Genomic DNA, 17368 nt, shown 5'->3' on the forward strand with positions numbered 1-17368 from the left:
CGCAATATCGAATAAACGACGCCGGACACCTCCTTCTGGAGGTGTCCGGCGTCGCAATATTCGTCCAAGCGGGCAAACCGTGGCAGTTACAGCAGATCGTCCAGGTAAGGGTTGAGGCGGTGCAGGACCTCGGAGTGCAGGATTGAGTTGGTGGCCAGCGCGTTCCCGCCGAACGGTCCGTCCTCGCCCTCGAGGGAGGTGAACCGGCCCCCCGCCTCGACCACGATCGGCACCAGCGCAGCCATGTCGTAGAGGTTGAGTTCCGGTTCGCAGGCGATGTCCACGGAGCCCTCTGCCACCATGCAGTACGACCAGAAATCGCCGTATGCCCGGGTCCGCCAGACGTCCTCGGTCAGCCCGAGGAAATCGTCGAGGTTGCCGCGTTCCTTCCAGCCGCTCAGGCTGGAGTAGGAGAGGGAGGCGTCGGAGAGGCTGGACACGTTGGAGACGCGCAGCCGGGTGGCAGCTGCCAGGGACCTGCCCATGTAGGCGCCCATGCCCTTTGCCGCCCACCAGCGCTTGCCGAGGGCCGGGGCGCTGACCACGCCCACCACGGGTTCGCCTTCGTCCACCAGGGCGATCAGGGTGGCCCAGACCGGGACGCCCCTGACAAAGTTCTTTGTCCCGTCAATGGGATCGATGATCCAGCGCCGTGAACCGTGCCCGGTGCTGCCGAACTCCTCGCCCAGGACGGCATCGCGGGGCCGGGAGCGGGAGAGCTGGCCGCGGATGGCTTCCTCTGCTGCCTTGTCGGCGTCGGTGACGGGCGTCAGGTCCGGCTTGGTCTCAACGTGGAGGTCCAGGGCCTTGAAGCGGCTCATGGTCTGGTCATCCACGGAGTCGGCCAGGACATGGGCCAGGCGCAGGTCATCGTTGTAGCTCGAAGCGGGTTGGATCATGGTTACAAACTACCGTCTGCGGACGCTTCTGCCGGGAGAACGCGTCAGTTGACGCTGCCGAGCTCCTTGGTTTCCTGTGCTTCCATGCGCGGATCCGTGCCGAGCAGGCGCCGGAGCGACGCCAGGCGTGCCGGGCCGGTGGGACCTGCGTGCCCGCCTGCCACCCAGTCGTCGAGGCCGCAGTTCACCGCGTTTGCCGTGTGCTTGCACCCGCGTTCACAGTTTTCGATGCCAGGGGAGAGGTCCGGGAAGGAGCGCAGGATCCGGTCCGGGTCCACATGGGCCAGTCCGAAGGAACGGATACCGGGGGTGTCAATGATCCAGCTTCCGGCCGGCGCGTCAGCCAGGCGCAGGGCCAGGGCCGACGACGACGTGTGGCGGCCACGTCCGGTTACGGCGTTGACGCCGCCGGTGGCCCGCTCGGCACCGGTCAGCGCGTTCACCATGGTTGACTTGCCCACGCCGGAGTGCCCCAGCATCACGGTGACCCTGCCGTCGAGGTGGGCGCGGAGGGCCGCCACCGCAGTGCTGTCCAGCCGGGCGGAGAGGCCGTCGTCAGAGCGCGCGTCGATCCCGGAAGCCTGAGCGTCGGCGGTCTTGCTGATGATCACCGGGAAGTCCAGGTGCGTGTAATTGGAGAGGAGCTCGGCGGGGTCCTTGACGTCGGCCTTGGTGACCAGCAGGATCGGCTCGATCCCGGCGTCGTAGGCAGCCACCAGGGCACGGTCGATGAACCCGGTGCGGGGTTCCGGGTTGGCAGCCGCCACCACGATGACCAGCTGGTCCGCGTTGGCCACCACCGCCCGCTCCACGGGGTCGGTATCGTCGGCGCTCCGGCGCAGGAGGGTGTGGCGGTCCTGGATTTTCACCAGGCGGGCCAGCGTGTCCGGCGCGCCTGACACGTCCCCCACGAGCGATACGAAGTCTCCCGCAACGACAGGTGACCGGCGGAGTTCACGGGCACGCGCTGCGATGACGATGCGCTCGTTGTCCGAGTCCTCGCCCACCACTGCCGTGTACCGGCCGCGGTCAACCGTAATGATCCGCCCGGTAACGGCGTCGTCATGGCTGGGCCGGTCTTTGGTGCGGGGACGGGAACCTTTCTTGCTGGGGCGGATCCGGACGTCGGATTCGTCCCAGGAGTCAGTGCTCCGCGCCACTGCCAGGCTCTTCCGGCCGCGGTACCTCGGGAGCAGCCTGGGCCAGCATGCCGGCCCACAGCTGCGGGAAGTCGGGCATGGTCTTGGCGGTAGTGGCGATGTCCTCCACCTGGACGCCGCTTACCGAGAGGCCCAGGATTGCCCCGGCAGTGGCCATGCGGTGGTCGGCGTAGCTGTGGACGACGCCGGCGTGCAGCGGGGCTGGCCGGATGACCAGGCCGTCGCTGGTTTCCTCGGCGTCGCCGCCGAGCCGGTTGATCTCGGTGACCAGGGCGGCGAGCCGGTCAGTTTCGTGCCCGCGAAGGTGGGCGATTCCGCTGAGCCGGGAAGGCCCCGTGGCAAGGGCACAGAGTGCCGCGACCGTAGGAGCCAGTTCACTGGTGTCGGCAAAGTCGCCACCCTTGATTTCGGGGCCGCCGGTGACGGTCAGGAGTCCGTCCTCCAGGGTGACCGTGGCTCCCATCCGGGTGAGGATGCCGCGCCAGAGGTCGCCCACCTGCTGCGTTTCCGTGGGCCAGTTGGGGATGCGGACGGTGCCCTGCGATGCCAGGGCCGCTGCCAGGAACGGCCCCGCGTTGGAGAGGTCCTGTTCGATTCTTTGGTCGAAGGCTTGTATGGGTCCCGGGGCCACCACCCAGTGGTTGGGGACCGAATCGTCCACGGAGACGCCGGCGCCGCGGAGGACAGCCACCGTCATGTTGATGTGGTCCAGGCTTGGCACCGGTTTCCCGACGTGCTCAAGGTGCAGGCCGTCGTCGAACCTTGCTCCCACCAGCAGGAGGGCGGAGACGAACTGCGACGACGCGCTGGCATCGATCACCAGGTGGCCGCCCCGGACCGCGCCGGTCCCTTCCACCACGAAGGGAAGGGACGACGGCGTGCTCCCGTCCTCGGCGGAAACCGCGACGCCCAAAGCTTTGAGGGCTTCGATGATGGTTCCCATGGGACGCTTCCGGGCGTGCGGATCACCGTCGAACACGCTGGCTCCGCTGCGGAGCGCCGCAAGTGGTGGGACGAACCGCATGACGGTGCCGGCCAGCCCGCAGTCGATCCTGGTGGTGGATGGCGCCGCTGACGCCGGGATCGGAACAACTTCCAGGTCAGGACCAAAGGCGCCGTCGCCGGGCACTTCGCTGATGGTGGCGCCGAGCTGCCTCAGTGCATCGATCATCAGCGCGGAGTCCCTGGAGTGCAGGGGAGCCCGAAGGCGCGATGGTCCGTCCGCCAGGGCGGCCAGGACCAGGTACCTGTTGGTCAGGGACTTCGATCCGGGCACCGTCACGGTTGCATTGACGGGCCGGGCCGCAAAAGGCGCGGCCCAGTACTGGACAGGTGTTCCGGATTCCCGGGTGGCAGCTGATGCGGTCATTCGTGCCTAGGCTCCCGCGGCGTGTTCGACGGCGCGGCGTACAGCCTTGTCCGCCTTGTTCAGCTTCTTGGTGGTGGTCCTGCGGGCGTCGGCGGCCAGGTGCGAGGCGTTCCGTCGCGCGTCGGCGGCAAGGTGCTCGGCGCGCCAGGCCAGTCCGGGCTTGCCTGCCGTGTCCACGGAGGCGAGCAGGGCACCCCCGCTCAGGGAGACGTTCTTGAGCAGCTGGTTCCTGCGGTTCTCGCGCCCTTCCTTGCTGCTGATGTCCGCGCTCCGCCATTCCACGAAGGTGTTCAGGAGGGAAACGACGGTGAGCAGGCCGGCCGAGAGCCGGGAAAACTTGCCAAGGCCGAACAGGACGCCGGCGCCCACCTGGGTACCGCCGATGACGCGGGCCAGGGTCTTCTCGTTCGTCTGGAAGGGAAGCGAGGCTGCAGCCTTGCGCAGCAGCGGTGAGAGCTGCTGGGCGGTGTCGTCGGAGTTCTTGAGCTTGTCCAGTCCGGCAAGGATGAAACTGGAGGCGAGCATGGGCCTGGCGAGGGTGCGGACAAAGGGCATGGATTTCCTCCTGGATGGACGAGCCGCGGCAAGCGGCGGAGTCGGTCCTAGTCTTGCACTTTTGGGGAATATTTGCCCGCGGGAGGGGGTTATGTCGACTGGGTCCGCGACGTGGGCCCTGGCGATCAATCACCCGATACAGAGCGGAGTTGGCCTTGCGGAAGGTGTTGGACGGAACCAGGCAGGCGGGACCGGTGGAAGTGGACAAGCTTGCCGCCGAGCCGTCGGAGTACGGCATGCCCCCGGCGGGGCGCCTGACAGTAGACTTGAAGGCAATGAGTACCCTGGATCCGGCCATCGCGGCCATGTATGAGGCGTCCCCCGGCGAATTGAACGGCAGGGCAGGCGCAGCGCCGCTCCCTGCCGGGCAGGCAGCAACCGAACCACCGGCCGCAGCAGCGGATGCCGAGGACAGCACGCTGGACGTTGCCGCGGAGACCGTGGAACAGCGCCGCCTGCGCTTTGAGCGGGACGCCATGCAGTATGTGGACCAGCTCTACTCTGCGGCGATGCGGATGGCGCGGAACCCGTCGGACGCGGAGGACCTGGTCCAGGAGGCCTACACCAAGGCTTTCTCGGCCTTCCACCAGTACAAGCCGGGCACCAACCTCAAGGCGTGGCTCTACCGGATCCTGACCAACACGTACATCAACCTGTACCGCAAGCGGCAGCGCGAGCCGCTGCAGTCAAATTCGGACACCATAGAGGACTGGCAGCTGGCCCGGGCGGAGTCGCACACGTCGAGCGGACTACGTTCGGCTGAGGCAGAAGCACTGGACCACCTTCCGGATTCGGACGTCAAGCGGGCGCTCCAGGACATTCCGGAGGAGTTCCGGCTGGCGGTTTACTTCGCTGACGTGGAGGGCTTCGCCTACAAGGAAATCTCAGACATCATGAATACGCCCATCGGCACCGTGATGTCCCGGCTCCACCGCGGCCGCCGAATGTTGCGGGACATGCTCGCGGAATACGCCGCCGAGCGGGGATTCAAAACGGCCGCTGATGCGTCGGATGCGGCAGGAAGCAAAGCACAGGAGAACAGGAAATGAGCGACTGCCAGGGATTGGGCGACTGCGACGATACCCGGATGCAACGCATCTATGAGTACCTCGACGGGGCACTGACCCGCGAAGATATTACCGAAATCAAGAACCACCTCGATGACTGCCCTGAATGCACGGAGCAGTACGACCTCGAATGCGTCATCCGCAACATGGTCAAGCGTTCCTGCAAGGAGTCCGCTCCGGACAACCTGAAGAACGCCATCCTGGACCGGATACACGCCATCCGTCCCGTCGAGGCGTAGTACCGGCGCCCCGTGCCCGCCAGGGCCGCAAACAGCAAAGGACCCCGGAAGCCGACTGGCTTGCGGGGTCCTTCGCTTGAACCGTAGTTCCTGGCATGTGCCTAGGTGTTGGGGCGCTTCCCGTGGTTCGCGCCGCCACGCTTACGGTCACGACGCTTGCGTGCACGCTTGCTCATAGCTGGCCTCCTTAATGTTGTACTCAAAAGAGCTGCCCTCCAGTCTCCCACATGATCCGGCGGCCCGCGAACCGGGAAACTTCGGATGACCTGCGGCCGGGCCGCTTGGCCGTATTCATCGAGACTGCCCGGGCAGGGTGGGGCGCGCGGCGCAGCCTCAGCGTTCCGCGTCCCCCTCGGCGCCAACGGGGCCGGGAGCGTGGATGATGGTGGTTTTGCCGGACAGCGAATTGGTCCTGACGAGCATCAGTTGCATGTCAGGGCCTGCAATGGTCTCCACTTTGCCGTTGGTGGGGAGGCATTGGCTGCCGTCCAGGATGACCGCTCCGCCTGCGGACTTCGCCACGATGTCAACCCCGACGTCGGCAGGCAGGGTTATGGTCAGGTCTCCGGACACGGAATTGGAGCCAAAATCCTGGGTGTAACCGAGCAGGTTGAAGTCAAGGTGCCCGCTGACGGTATTGGTGCGCACGTGCGTGAAATGGCCGGAGGCGGTGACCTCGCCGGAGATGCTCTTGGCGGTCAGGACGCCCCGGTGGTTCCTGACTGACACCTGGCCGCTGACGGTATTGACCTGAAGTTCTCCGGAGGTGTCCTCCGCCGTGACCGCGCCGGACACGGTGTTGAGCCGGACGTGGGCAGAAATGCCGGACGCCAGGCCCTCGCCGCTCACAGTCCCGGCCTCCACCTCCACTCCACGGGGAATTGCCACAGTGACGGCCGCGGCATTGTCGCTGTTGTGGTTGACAGTCTCCATGAGGTTCTTGAACCAGCCCTGGGCGCCGTGAAGTTGATGCCGCACTTCCAGCCGCCCGCCGTTCAGGGACACCGCTACGGGGTCGCCATGGACCTCCGAGAATTGGAGACGGACCGATGGGTCATCGTGTTCGGTGATGGTGAAGCTGCCCCTGACCAGGCCCAGCTTCAGCGACGTCACGGCGTCGACGTCAATGCTCTGCGGGCCTGTGACGGTCCAGTTCCCTCCGGGCATGGTCCCCTCCAAAGAAGCGATATATCGCGTTGATCCTCCAACGTAACGCCGCCGGGCGGAAGGGTCAAAAACAGGTCCTGAAAGGCTACTGGGGGGCGTCCATCCCCAGCCACTGGAACCAGCCGCGGTGCAGCACCAGCCAGGCCATGAGCCCATACCCGGCCTGGCCGGGCGTGCCTCCGTTTGCCGCCAGGTCCTGGCGCCACTGTTCGTGGTTAAGCAGCGGGGAGAAGGTGTCGACGTAGAGGTGCTTGCGGCGCGTGGTCACATCCGCGAAGGCCGTGTTCAGTTCATCCAGCCGCCGGTTCTGCGCGGGGTCGAGCGTTGGGGGAGGACCCACAACGAACACCTCGATACGGTTCTGGGAAGCCGAGTCCAGGATGTTGGCCAGGTTCAGGCGGCTCCTCGCGGTGGAGAGGCCGAACTCGATGTCGCGCCCCGAGAGGCCGATCACCAGCCGGTTCTCCGCCTGCGGGCTGAAGCGCCTCCCGGCCTCGTCCAGCCACCGTGCGGCCAAACCTTCAGTACCTTCCTGCGGGCAGGGGAGGGCGTAGCTTTCCAGGAGCATGCCGTCCTGGGGAGTGCGGGCCAGGACGCGGCCCAGCCAGCCAAGGGCCCGGGGATCGCCCAGTCCGGCCAGCAGTTCGTCTCCTACAGCTGCGATCCGCAGCTTCCTGTCTTCCACGCGTTCCTCTTTACTTCGGTACGGGTTACTTCGATACGGCCGCTGCCATCGTTGCCGCCGCCTTGCGGAGGCTCGGGGAGGCGCTGTCAGTCCATTAAACAGAACTGCCCGGCCGGAGTCTGGTATTTCGACTCCGGCCGGGCAGCCTTACTGCCTACTTCCGGGCAAATGCCTGCTTCAGCAGGACATCCTGCTCTGCGGCGTGCCGCTTCATGGAACCGGCTGCCGTGGAGGCCGAGGCCGGCCGCGACACCAGGCGCACGCGCCGGTCGAGGGCTTCGGGCAGGTGCAGCCCCATGAACGGCCAGGGTCCCTGGTTGGCCGGCTCATCCTGGGCCCACACCACCTCGGCGTTGGGGTACTTGGCAAGCTCCGCTTCGATCTCGGCCTGCGGCAGCGGGTAAAGCTGCTCCACGCGGACGATCGCAGTGGTCTTGTCACCGGTCTTCTGCCGGGTGGACAGCAGATCGTAGTACAGGCGGCCGGAGACCAGGAGCACGCGTTCGACGGCGGTGGCCGGCAGCTGCTCATGGTCACCGATGACGGGCCGGAACGTGCCGGTGGTGAAGTCCTCCACGGAGGAAGCGGCTGCCTTCAGGCGGAGGAGCTGCTTGGGCGTGAAGATGATCAGCGGCTTGCGCGGACGGCTGTACGCCTGGCGGCGCAGCAGGTGGAAGTGCGAGGCCGCCGTGGTCGGGTTGGCCACGATCATGTTGTCCTCGGCACACAGCTGCAGGAACCGCTCGATCCTTGCCGAGGAGTGGTCCGGGCCCTGGCCTTCATAGCCATGGGGGAGCATCAGGACCAGCGAGGAACGCTGTCCCCACTTCTGTTCGGCGGACGAAATGAATTCGTCAATGATGGTCTGGGCGCCGTTGACGAAGTCACCGAACTGGGCCTCCCAGAGGACCAGGGCGTCGGGGCGTTCCACGGAGTAGCCGTATTCGAAGCCCATGGCGGCGTATTCGGACAGCAGCGAGTCGTAGATCCACAGCTTGGCCTGGTCGTCCGAAAGGTTGCCCAGGGGCAGCCATTCCTTGCCGTTGGCGCGGTCGTGGAAGACGGCGTGGCGCTGCACGAAGGTGCCGCGCCGTGAGTCCTGGCCGGCGAGGCGCACGGGGACGCCTTCCATGATCAGCGAACCAAAGGCCGCGATCTCGCCGAAGCCCCAGTCGATGCCGCCTTCGCGGGACATCTGTTCGCGCTTATCCAGCAGCTGCTTCAGCTTCGGGTGGACCGTGAAGCCGTCGGGAATCTCGACGTGTGCCTTGCCGATCCGGGCCAGGGTCTCGGCGCTGATGGCCGTCGAGGCCGGAGCGCTGACGCTGGAATCGGACTGCTGGGCCTTGGGCCGTTCGATATCGGACACAGCGGCGGAGTCTGCGGTGACAATCGGGATGGGAGACGTCTGCGCAGCGTGCGTCTCGGCAAAGACACGCTCCAGCCGTTCCTGGTAGTCGCGGAGCAGCTGCTCGGCTTCTTCCTCGGTGATGTCGCCGCGGCCGATGAGGGACTCGGTGTACAGCTTGCGGACGGAGCGCTTGGCTTCGATCAGGTTGTACATCAGCGGCTGGGTCATCGAGGGGTCGTCGCCCTCGTTGTGGCCGCGGCGGCGGTAGCACACCATGTCGATGACAACGTCCTTGTGGAAGCGCTGCCGGAATTCGTAGGCCAGCTGTCCGATGCGGACAACAGCCTCGGGGTCATCGCCGTTCACGTGGAACACCGGCGCCTGGATCATCTTGGCCACGTCCGTGGAGTACGTGGAGGACCGCGACGACGACGGGGCGGTGGTGAAGCCCACCTGGTTGTTGACCACGATGTGGATGGTTCCACCCGTGCGGTAGCCGCGGAGCTGGGACAGGTTGAGGGTTTCAGCCACAACTCCCTGGCCGGCGAAGGCGGCGTCGCCGTGGACCATGATGGGCAGGACGGGGAACGATTCGCCCTGGTCCAGCCGGTCCTGCTTGGCGCGGACAATGCCTTCGAGGACGGAGTCCACTGCTTCAAGGTGTGACGGGTTGGCGGCGAGGTAGACCTTGGTTTCCTTGCCGTTGTCCGAGGTGAAGGTGCCTTCGGTGCCCAGGTGGTACTTGACGTCGCCCGAGCCCTGCACGGAGCGCGGATCCTGGGTGCCCTCGAATTCGCGGAACACCTGGGCGTAGGTCTTGCCGGCGATGTTCGTCAGGACGTTGAGGCGGCCGCGGTGGGCCATGCCGATCGCGACCTCGTCCAGGCCGTCGTCGGCTGCGTCGGACAGGATGGCGTCGAGCAGCGGAATCAGGGACTCGCCGCCTTCGAGGGAGAAGCGCTTCTGGCCCACGAACTTGGTCTGCAGGAAGGTCTCAAAGGCCTCCGCTGCGTTCAGCTTGGAGACGATCCGCAGCTGTTCCTCGCGGCTGGGCTTGGAGTAGGCGTGCTCCAGCTGGTCCTGGAACCACTTGCGCTCGGCAGGCTCCTGGATGTGCATGTACTCGATGCCAGTGGTGCGGCAGTAGGCATCACGCAGGACACCAAGGATGTCGCGGAACTTCAGCATCGGCTTGCCGCCGAACCCGCCGGTGGGCCATTCGCGGTCCAGGTCCCAGAGGGTAAGACCGTAGGTGAGGACGTCGAGGTCCGGGTGCTTGCGCTGGACGTACTCCAGCGGATCGGTGTCCGCCATGAGGTGGCCGCGCACGCGGAACGAGTGGATCAGCTGCTGGATCCGGGCCACCTTGTTGATCTCGTCGGCGGGATCCACCTGCAGGTCGGGGCTCCAGCGGACGGGCTCGTAGGGAATCCGGAGGGCTTCGAAGATCTCGTCGTAGAAGTTCTGCGCGCCCAGCAACAGCTGGTGGACCAGCTTGAGGAACTCGCCGCTGCCGGCACCCTGGATGACGCGGTGGTCGTAGGTCGACGTGAGCGTCAGGACCTTGCTGATGGCGTTCTGGGCGATGATCTTTTCGCTGGCGCCCTGGAATTCTGCGGGGTAGTCGAGGGCGCCGACGCCGATAATCGCAGCCTGGCCCTTGGAAAGGCGCGGTACCGAGTGGACGGTGCCGATGCCGCCCGGGTTGGTCAGGGACACCGTGGTGCCCTGGTGGTCCTCGGCGGTGAGCTTGCCGTTGCGTGCCCGCTTGATCAGGTCCTCGTAGGTGTGCCAGAACTCGGCGAAGTTGAGGGTCTCGGCCTTCTTGATGTTCGGGACCATCAGCAGCCGGGTTCCGTCGGGCTTGGGCATGTCGATGGCGATGCCGAAGTTGACGTGGGCGGGCTGGACCGCGACGGGCTTGCCGTCCACCTCGTCGTAGTACACGTTCATGGAGGGGAACTGGGACAGGGCGCGGATGACGGCGTAGCCGATCAGGTGCGTGAAGGAAACCTTGCCGCCGCGGGCACGGGCCAGGTTGGAGTTGATGACCACACGGTTGTCGATGAGCAGCTTGGCGGGGATGGCGCGGACGCTGGTGGCGGTGGGCACCTGCAGGCTGGTGACCATGTTGGTGGCGATCGCCTTTGCCGGTCCACGAAGGACGGAGACGACGTCTTCCTCGGGCGCGGTGGGCGCCTTGACGTTCTTGGGCAGCTGCGCCGGAATGGGCTGCGAGCCGGTGCCGGCCTCGGTCTTCTTGCCGCCGTCGCGCGCTTCCGTGGCGGGGGCCTTCTTGACGGGGGCGGGGGCTGCTGCCGGTGCGGCAGGCGCCGGGGCAGCGGCGGCGGCCGGCGCAGCGGGTGCCGCGGCCGGCGACGATGCCGGTGCGGCGGGAGCCTGCTTTACGACGGGGAGTTCCCGGGTGGGAGGGTTGGCGGCATGCGAGGAATTTCCATTGGAAGAAGAACCGTTGCCCGAGTCGAAGGATTCAAACAGCGGCCACCACTTGGCGTCCACGGCGTTCTTGTCCTGCTGGTACTGCTCGTACAGTTCGTCAACGAGCCACTCGTTTCCGCCAAATTCCTCTGGTAGACGGTGGCTTGGCTGCTCTGGCACTTGAAATACGCCTCTTCCATGAGTTTGATTTCTCTTTGGCCCCCCGGTGCTTCAGCACTACGTTCGAACCAGTCTCTGTCCGCTGAACCCGGACCTTTGCAAGTCTAGTGAGCATTCCGTGTTAACTGCCAATAAGGGTGACTCAAGTCATGAAGTGACGAACCGGGGCCCAAATATGGCGGCCGGCGGGGTGCGCAGGACCGCCGGCAGAGGGGTTTCCGAGGCGGGCGGAATGCGCGCCTCCGGCCCGTTCCCGGGCGTCCGGCCGGGGGGCTGCTCCTGTAGACTGAAATTCTTATGGACAGTAAATCTAGGTGCCGGCCTGGGCGCTGTCAGCGGAGCTTGAAGAGCAGCGCCGCGCAGTCCGCCCCCAGAGCCGGCAAACCCCGACAACGCGCCCATCACCAGCCCACGGCCCAGCTTGCCGCAACCCGCACGGAGCAAGCGTCGGTATCTGCCGATCATCCTCCGCCGGGACGAAACAGTTTTTCCACCCTCTTTTCCACCCCGTCGCCGGCCGCGTTTCCGGCGACCTCCCCGCCCCAGGCGGGATGCTGAATGGAGTGGCTCCTTCTTGCAGCAGGCCTGCTGCTGATCGCCGGTACGGGATTCTTCGTGGCCGTCGAGTTCTCCCTCATCGCCCTGGACCAGGCCACCGTCCAGCGCGCCATTGACGACGGCGATACGGGCGCGGTGCCTTTGCTCACCTGCCTCAAGTCCCTGTCAACCCAGCTGTCCAGCTGCCAGCTTGGCATCACGCTGACCACTTTGCTCACCGGCTACGTCATGGAACCCTCGGTTGGCCGGCTCCTCCGTGGGCCGCTGGTCGCCGTCGGACTTCCCGACGTCGCGGTGGAATCCGTGTCCCTGATCCTGGCGATGGTGCTGGCAACCCTGCTGTCCATGCTCCTGGGCGAGCTGGTACCGAAAAACATGGCCATCGCCCTCGCGTTTCCCGTGGGCCGTGCCCTGGCCGGCCCCCAGCTTGTTTTCACCACCATCTTCAAGCCGGCGATCCTGGTGCTCAACGGATTCTCGAACAAGGTGCTGAACGTGTTCGGCCTGGAAGCCAAAGAGGAGATTTCCGGGGCACGGACGCCGGCAGAGCTGGCCTCGCTGGTCCGCAGGTCCGCTGCCATGGGAACGCTCGATGCCGGGACGGCGAACTTCATTGCCCGCACGCTGAACTTCTCCACCCGGACGGCTGCGGACGTCATGACGCCCCGGATCCGGCTGGAGACGATCGACGCCGACCAGCCCGTCTCCGACATCGTGGATGCTGCGCGCAGGACCGGCTACTCGCGGTTCCCCGTCATCGGTGAGTCGGCCGACGACATCCGCGGCCTGGTGCACGTCAAGAAGGCGGTTGCCGTTCCATGGGACCGCCGGCAAAACCTTGAAGCGGGCGCCATCATGACAGAGGTGCTCCGTGTGCCCGAAACGATCCATCTGGACGCGCTGCTGGCCGAGCTCCGGGAGGGAAACCTGCAGCTTGCCGTCGTGCTGGACGAGTACGGGGGAACCGCCGGCATCGCCACCCTGGAGGACCTGGTGGAGGAAATTGTCGGCGAAGTGGCGGACGAACACGACAAAGTCCGCCCGGGTCTCCTGCAAAGCGCCTCCGGCGACTGGTACTTCCCGGGGCTTCTCCGTCCCGACGAATTGTCCGAACAGATTCCAGGCCTCAGCGTTCCCGACGAAGCTGCCTATGAAACCGTGGGCGGCTACGTCATGAGCAAACTCGGCAGGATCGGGGCCGTAGGCGACACTGTCCCGGTGAACGGCGGCACACTCAGCGTGACCAGGATGGACGGCCGCAGGATCGACCGCATTTGTTTCCATCCCGCCGGCGAACCCGCTGCGCAGGATGCCGACAACGGGAGCAAGCCATGAGTGACTGGGCGGGAATACTGTGGCTGGGCGTCCTCCTGCTGGGCAACGCCTTCTTCGTGGCGGCCGAGTTCGCCATCATGTCCGCGCGCCGCAGCCAGATCGAACCCCTGGCCGATACCGGCTCGAAGCGCGCCCAGACCACCCTGCGCGCCATGGAAAATGTGTCCCTGATGCTGGCCTGTGCACAGCTGGGCATCACGGTCTGTTCGCTGCTGATCCTGCTGGTGGCCGAGCCGGCCATCCACCACCTGCTGGCCGTCCCCATCGAAACGGTGGGCCTGCCGGCGGAAGCGGCTGATGTTGCAGCCTTCGCCGTGGCCCTGATGCTGGTGACTTTCCTGCACGTCACCTTTGGCGAGATGGTTCCCAAGAACATCTCGGTGTCCGTGGCGGACAAGGCAGCACTCTTCCTCGCGCCGCCGCTGCTGTTCGTCTCACGGCTGGTGCATCCCGTGATCTCGGTCCTGAACTGGTCAGCCAACCACATCCTCAAACTGATGCGGATCGAACCCAAGGACGAAGTCACGTCCTCGTTCACCCTGGAGGAGGTCCAGTCGATCGTCCAGGAATCCACCCGCCACGGGCTCGTGGACGACGACGCCGGGCTCATTACCGGAGCGCTCGAGTTCTCGGAGCACACCGCGGAGGACATCATGGTCCCGATCGGGAACCTGGTCATGCTGGGCGCCTCCACCACGCCCGTGGAGTTCGAGAAGGCCGTGAGCCGTACGGGTTTCTCCCGGTTCCCCATGCTGGATGATGAGGACATGCTGTACGGCTACCTCCATGTCAAGGACGTGCTGTCCATCCCGGAGTCCGCCTACGAGCTGCCCATCGCGGAAAGCCGGGTCCGGTCACTGGCAAACCTGGCGCTGGGCGACGAGATCGAGAAGGCCATGTCCGTCATGCAGCGCACGGGTTCCCACCTTGCGCGCGTGATTGGGCCGGACGGCACCACGCGCGGGGTCCTGTTCCTGGAGGACGTGATCGAGCAACTGGTCGGCGAAATCCGCGATGCAACGCAGGCCACCGGCATCCGCCGCCTGGGACAGCCGAACGGCAACTGAGGCCCGGGGGTGCCCCCTGCCATCCGGCAAGGGGTGCCCCCTCGCGGTCCCGGGCAACCGAACCTAAATAGGAATCATTCGCATTTAGGTATAGGCTGGCAGTGTTGTCCCCCCATCCTGCGTGAACTGAGGTTTTCCGTGCGCCGTCCAGCCGCTGCCAGCTCTTTCCTTGCCGCCCTCGCGGGTGTTGGCCTCCTGCTCAGTGCTTGCAGTCCCCAGCCCTCGCAAACCGTCGACCCGGCCCAGGGGATCGCCGTGGTGGCGTCCACCAACGTCTACGGTGACATCGCCCGGACTATCGGCGGGGACAAGGTGAAGGTGACCGCCATCATTAACAATGCAGGCCAGGATCCGCACTCCTACGAGGCAACCGCCCAGGACCGGCTGGCGGTGTCCAAAGCCAGGCTTGTCATTGAGAACGGCGGGGGATACGACGACTTCATCCACACCCTGGTGGAGGGCAGCAAGCTTGACAGCGCCTCGGTGCTGACCGCCGTCGACGTTTCCGGCCTTGCCCATCCCGGCGACGCTGCCCCGTCACCGCAACCGGCCGGCACGGACGCGGCCGGCTCGCACGATGGCCACGACCACGGTGACCTCAACGAGCACGTCTGGTACAGCCTTCCTGCGATGGAGCGGCTCGCAGACGGCATCGCCGGAAAGCTGGCAGCCCTGGATCCCGGCTCTGCCGCAACCTTCACCGCAAACGCGGACTCCTTCAAGTCCTCTCTGTCTGCCCTGCACGGCCGGCTCGATGCCATGAAGGCCTCCCGTGGCGGGGGCACGGTGGCAGTCACCGAGCCGGTACCGCTGTACATGCTGGCGGACGCGGGGCTGGACAACGCGACGCCCGGACAGTACACGGCGGCCATTGAGGAGGGCACCGACGTTCCTCCCGCCGTTCTGAAGGAAGCCACGGACCTGGTGGGATCCAAAGGAGTCCGCCTGCTCGCCTACAACGCCCAGACGGAAGGTCCCCAGACTGAAGCGCTGAAGAAAGCAGCCGAGAACGCCGGAGTTCCCGTCGTGGACTTCACGGAGACACTGCCTGAAGGCAAGACCTACCTGCAGTGGATGACGGACAATGTGAACAACATCGGCAAGGTTCTGGAGACAAACAGGTGAAATCCGTCGTCAGCCTCAAAGGGGCGTGCCTCAAGTTCGGCCAGCGCACGCTCTGGGAGGACCTCGACCTCGACATCAGGCCAGGTGAGTTCTTCGCGGTGCTCGGCCCCAACGGCAGCGGCAAGACCAGCTTCCTCAAGGTCCTGCTGGGCCTGCAGAAGCTGCACTCGGGCGAAGCGGCCCTGGGCGGGCACCCCGTGGAGCGCGGCAGCAGCCTGATCGGCTACATTCCCCAGCAGAAATCCTTTGCACCTGACACGCCCATGCGGGCCCGGGACCTGGTGGCACTCGGAGTGGACGGCCACCGCTGGGGTATCCGGCTCTCGTCGGCCAGGACCAGCCGCCAGGTGGACCAGCTCCTTGAGCTTGTGGGAGCCTCCGACTACGCCAACGTCCCGGTTGGGCAGCTTTCCGGCGGCGAGCAGCAGCGGCTTCGAGTGGCGCAGGCCCTGGCCACCGATCCCCAGGTCCTGCTTTGCGACGAGCCGCTGTTGTCCCTTGACCTGCACCACCAGCAGGCAGTCAGCGCCCTGATCAGCAAGCAAAGCCGGGAACACAACAGCGCCGTCGTTTTCGTTACCCACGAAATCAATCCGATCATCGAATATGTGGACCGGGTCCTCTACTTGGCCGGGGGACGGTTCCGCGTCGGGGCGCCAGACGAGGTCATGACCACCGAAGTCCTGTCGGATCTCTACGGCAGCCATGTGGAGGTGATCCGCGCCAATGGCCGGATCGTGGTGGTCGGCCTCCCCGACGCCACCACCCATCACCACCACGCGGAGGCGGACACGATGGCAGGGGAGGTGGCGTAATGGACGCGGACAGCATCCTGGGGGCCATCTTCAATTTCGACAACTACGGCGAACTGCTGGTCCTGGTCCAGAACTCCATCTGGGCGGGGGCCATCCTGGGGCTCCTTGGTGGACTGGTAGGCACTTTCGTCATGAAGCGTGATCTTGCCTTCGCCGTCCACGGCATTTCCGAGCTCTCCTTCGCCGGAGCCGCCTTCGCCCTGCTGGTCGGGGCGGACGTGGTCTTTGGCTCGCTGGTGGGGTCGGTGGCGGCGGCGCTCCTGCTGGGGCTGATGGGGGTCCGTGCACGGGACAAGAACTCGATCATCGGGGTCATCATGCCGTTCGGGCTGGGCCTGGGAATCCTGTTCCTGTCCCTGTACCAGGGCCGTGCCGCGAACAAGTTCGGCCTGCTGACCGGCCAAATCGTCTCCGTGGACACCGTCCAGCTGCAGGCACTCGCCGTGACGGCCGTCGTCGTCATGCTCGTGCTGGTGGCCATCTGGCGCCCGCTGAACTTCGCCAGCGTGGATCCCGAACTCGCCGAGGCCCGTGGAGTGCCCGTCCGCAGCCTGGCGATCGTGTTCATGATCATCCTGGGCGTCAGTGTGGCCCTGTCCATCCAGGTGGTTGGCGCCCTGCTGGTGCTCGCCCTGCTCATCACCCCCGCGGCCGCCGCGCTCCGGGTCACCTCCTCGCCGGCGGTGGCGGTGGTCCTCAGCGTGGTCTTCGCAGTGTCCGCCACGGTGGGTGGAATCCTGCTGGCCCTGGGCGGCCGGATTCCCATCAGCCCCTATGTCACCACGTTGTCGTTCCTGATTTATGTGGTGTGCCGTGCCATCGGGTCCGTGCGCGAGACCCGTGGCCTCAACGGGCGTGTGCTTACAGCTTCCCGGCAGCCTTAAGGACGGTGCAGTCCGGGCACAGCCCGAAAATTTCCACGGTGTGGTCCACTTCGGTGAATCCGTGCTCGGCAGCTGTGCGAACAGCCCAGGTCTCTACGGCCGGGGCTTCGACTTCAACAGCTTTTCCACAGTTCCTGCAGAGCAGGTGGTGGTGGTGTGCGGTCACCGCACAGCGACGGTACACGGCCTCGCCGTCGCCGTTGCGCAGCACGTCAACGAGGCCCTCATCAGCGAGGGACTGCAGGATCCGGTACGCAGTAGCGAGTGAAACCGACACGCCCTGGTTCTGCAGGATCCGGTAGAGCTCCTGCGTGCTGACAAAGTCATCCAGGCGGTCCAGGGCAGCACTGACGGCTTTGCGCTGCTTGGTAACCCGCTGTTCCTTGCCGCCTCCCGCCGGGGACGGGGCGGCGGAATCAGCCTTGACGCCGATCGGCATGGACGAACTCGCTTCCTTGGGGGCAAACATCAAG

At 65.8% G+C, this 17368-nt stretch carries 15 protein-coding genes; 7 read left to right on the forward strand and 8 right to left on the reverse strand.

What is annotated here, in order from left to right; genetic code table 11:
- Window positions 1–86: 86 nt before the first annotated feature.
- The 4 genes from hisN to PV772_RS19935 are packed head-to-tail and all read right to left on the reverse strand — an operon-like array spanning window position 87 to window position 3983.
- Entirely contained in the window at window positions 87–899 is an 813-nt protein-coding gene (hisN, locus tag PV772_RS19920; RefSeq protein WP_141160019.1) for a histidinol-phosphatase, read from the reverse strand.
- A 44-nt stretch (window positions 900–943) separates the two neighbouring features.
- On the reverse strand, window positions 944–2059 hold the full coding sequence (gene rsgA / locus PV772_RS19925; RefSeq protein WP_141160020.1) for a ribosome small subunit-dependent GTPase A: 1116 nt from the start codon (window positions 2057–2059) through the stop codon (window positions 944–946).
- Window positions 2043–3428, reverse strand: coding sequence for a 3-phosphoshikimate 1-carboxyvinyltransferase (gene aroA / locus PV772_RS19930; RefSeq protein WP_347887322.1), 1386 nt, complete (start codon window positions 3426–3428; stop codon window positions 2043–2045). Before aroA ends, rsgA begins: the two co-directional genes overlap by 17 nt.
- Window positions 3429–3434: 6 nt before the next feature.
- The gene (locus PV772_RS19935) at window positions 3435–3983 is read right to left on the reverse strand and encodes a DoxX family protein (protein WP_141160022.1); all 549 of its coding nucleotides are present in this window, start codon (window positions 3981–3983) and stop codon (window positions 3435–3437) included.
- A gap of 275 nt (window positions 3984–4258) precedes the next feature.
- Here PV772_RS19935 and PV772_RS19940 point away from each other — a divergent pair, with 275 nt between their 5' ends.
- Entirely contained in the window at window positions 4259–5032 is a 774-nt protein-coding gene (locus PV772_RS19940) for a sigma-70 family RNA polymerase sigma factor (RefSeq protein ID WP_246839658.1), read from the forward strand.
- Window positions 5029–5289 carry a mycothiol system anti-sigma-R factor gene (rsrA, locus tag PV772_RS19945; RefSeq protein ID WP_141160023.1) on the forward strand — a complete coding sequence of 87 codons (261 nt, stop codon included), beginning with the start codon at window positions 5029–5031 and terminating at the stop codon, window positions 5287–5289. Before PV772_RS19940 ends, rsrA begins: the two co-directional genes overlap by 4 nt.
- 333 nt (window positions 5290–5622) lie before the next feature.
- On the opposite strand, the gene PV772_RS19950 is transcribed toward rsrA, so the two are convergent.
- From PV772_RS19950 to PV772_RS19960, 3 genes are all read right to left on the reverse strand, one after another.
- Window positions 5623–6456 (reverse strand): DUF4097 family beta strand repeat-containing protein, encoded by an 834-nt coding sequence (locus tag PV772_RS19950; protein ID WP_347887323.1) that lies wholly within the window; start codon window positions 6454–6456, stop codon window positions 5623–5625.
- Window positions 6457–6541: 85 nt separating this feature from the next.
- A complete protein-coding gene (locus PV772_RS19955; protein ID WP_141160025.1) occupies window positions 6542–7141 on the reverse strand; it encodes a GDSL-type esterase/lipase family protein in 600 nt (199 codons plus the stop codon).
- Between the two features lie 154 nt (window positions 7142–7295).
- Entirely contained in the window at window positions 7296–11111 is a 3816-nt protein-coding gene (locus PV772_RS19960) for a multifunctional oxoglutarate decarboxylase/oxoglutarate dehydrogenase thiamine pyrophosphate-binding subunit/dihydrolipoyllysine-residue succinyltransferase subunit (RefSeq protein ID WP_347887324.1), read from the reverse strand.
- 558 nt (window positions 11112–11669) lie between these two features.
- Here PV772_RS19960 and PV772_RS19965 point away from each other — a divergent pair.
- The 5 genes from PV772_RS19965 (at window position 11670) to PV772_RS19985 (ending at window position 16895) form a co-directional block, all read left to right on the forward strand.
- Window positions 11670–13004: a hemolysin family protein gene (locus PV772_RS19965; RefSeq protein WP_347887325.1), complete on the forward strand. Its 1335-nt coding sequence runs from the start codon at window positions 11670–11672 to the stop codon at window positions 13002–13004.
- Window positions 13001–14071: a hemolysin family protein gene (locus PV772_RS19970; RefSeq protein ID WP_141160028.1), complete on the forward strand. Its 1071-nt coding sequence runs from the start codon at window positions 13001–13003 to the stop codon at window positions 14069–14071. The genes PV772_RS19965 and PV772_RS19970 overlap by 4 nt, the downstream gene beginning before the upstream one ends.
- 138 nt (window positions 14072–14209) lie before the next feature.
- Window positions 14210–15196: a zinc ABC transporter substrate-binding protein gene (locus tag PV772_RS19975; RefSeq protein WP_347887326.1), complete on the forward strand. Its 987-nt coding sequence runs from the start codon at window positions 14210–14212 to the stop codon at window positions 15194–15196.
- On the forward strand, window positions 15193–16011 hold the full coding sequence (locus PV772_RS19980; protein ID WP_141160030.1) for a metal ABC transporter ATP-binding protein: 819 nt from the start codon (window positions 15193–15195) through the stop codon (window positions 16009–16011). Before PV772_RS19975 ends, PV772_RS19980 begins: the two co-directional genes overlap by 4 nt.
- On the forward strand, window positions 16011–16895 hold the full coding sequence (locus PV772_RS19985; protein WP_347887327.1) for a metal ABC transporter permease: 885 nt from the start codon (window positions 16011–16013) through the stop codon (window positions 16893–16895). The genes PV772_RS19980 and PV772_RS19985 overlap by 1 nt, the downstream gene beginning before the upstream one ends.
- Here PV772_RS19985 and PV772_RS19990 read toward each other — a convergent pair.
- Window positions 16873–17334, reverse strand: a complete 462-nt coding sequence (locus tag PV772_RS19990; protein WP_141161536.1) for a Fur family transcriptional regulator — start codon at window positions 17332–17334, stop codon at window positions 16873–16875. The two genes, PV772_RS19985 and PV772_RS19990, sit on opposite strands and share 23 nt — an antisense overlap.
- Between the last annotated feature and the right edge of the window lie 34 nt (window positions 17335–17368).

This window comes from Pseudarthrobacter sp. CC12 (genome assembly GCF_039907755.1).
Taxonomy (GTDB): domain Bacteria; phylum Actinomycetota; class Actinomycetes; order Actinomycetales; family Micrococcaceae; genus Arthrobacter; species Arthrobacter niigatensis.

Excerpts from the sequence above, each read along its gene's own strand:
- PV772_RS19970 (WP_141160028.1), top strand. The coding sequence starts at position 13,001 with ATGAGTGACTGGGCGGGAATACTGTGGCTGGGCGTCCTCCTGCTGGGC.
- PV772_RS19950 (WP_347887323.1), bottom strand. The coding sequence starts at position 6,456 with ATGCCCGGAGGGAACTGGACCGTCACAGGCCCGCAGAGCATTGACGTC.
- PV772_RS19985 (WP_347887327.1), top strand. The coding sequence starts at position 16,011 with ATGGACGCGGACAGCATCCTGGGGGCCATCTTCAATTTCGACAACTAC.
- rsrA (WP_141160023.1), top strand. The coding sequence starts at position 5,029 with ATGAGCGACTGCCAGGGATTGGGCGACTGCGACGATACCCGGATGCAA.
- PV772_RS19965 (WP_347887325.1), top strand. The coding sequence starts at position 11,670 with ATGGAGTGGCTCCTTCTTGCAGCAGGCCTGCTGCTGATCGCCGGTACG.
- PV772_RS19940 (WP_246839658.1), top strand. The coding sequence starts at position 4,259 with ATGAGTACCCTGGATCCGGCCATCGCGGCCATGTATGAGGCGTCCCCC.
- aroA (WP_347887322.1), bottom strand. The coding sequence starts at position 3,428 with ATGACCGCATCAGCTGCCACCCGGGAATCCGGAACACCTGTCCAGTAC.
- PV772_RS19935 (WP_141160022.1), bottom strand. The coding sequence starts at position 3,983 with ATGCCCTTTGTCCGCACCCTCGCCAGGCCCATGCTCGCCTCCAGTTTC.
- PV772_RS19990 (WP_141161536.1), bottom strand. The coding sequence starts at position 17,334 with ATGCCGATCGGCGTCAAGGCTGATTCCGCCGCCCCGTCCCCGGCGGGA.
- hisN (WP_141160019.1), bottom strand. The coding sequence starts at position 899 with ATGATCCAACCCGCTTCGAGCTACAACGATGACCTGCGCCTGGCCCAT.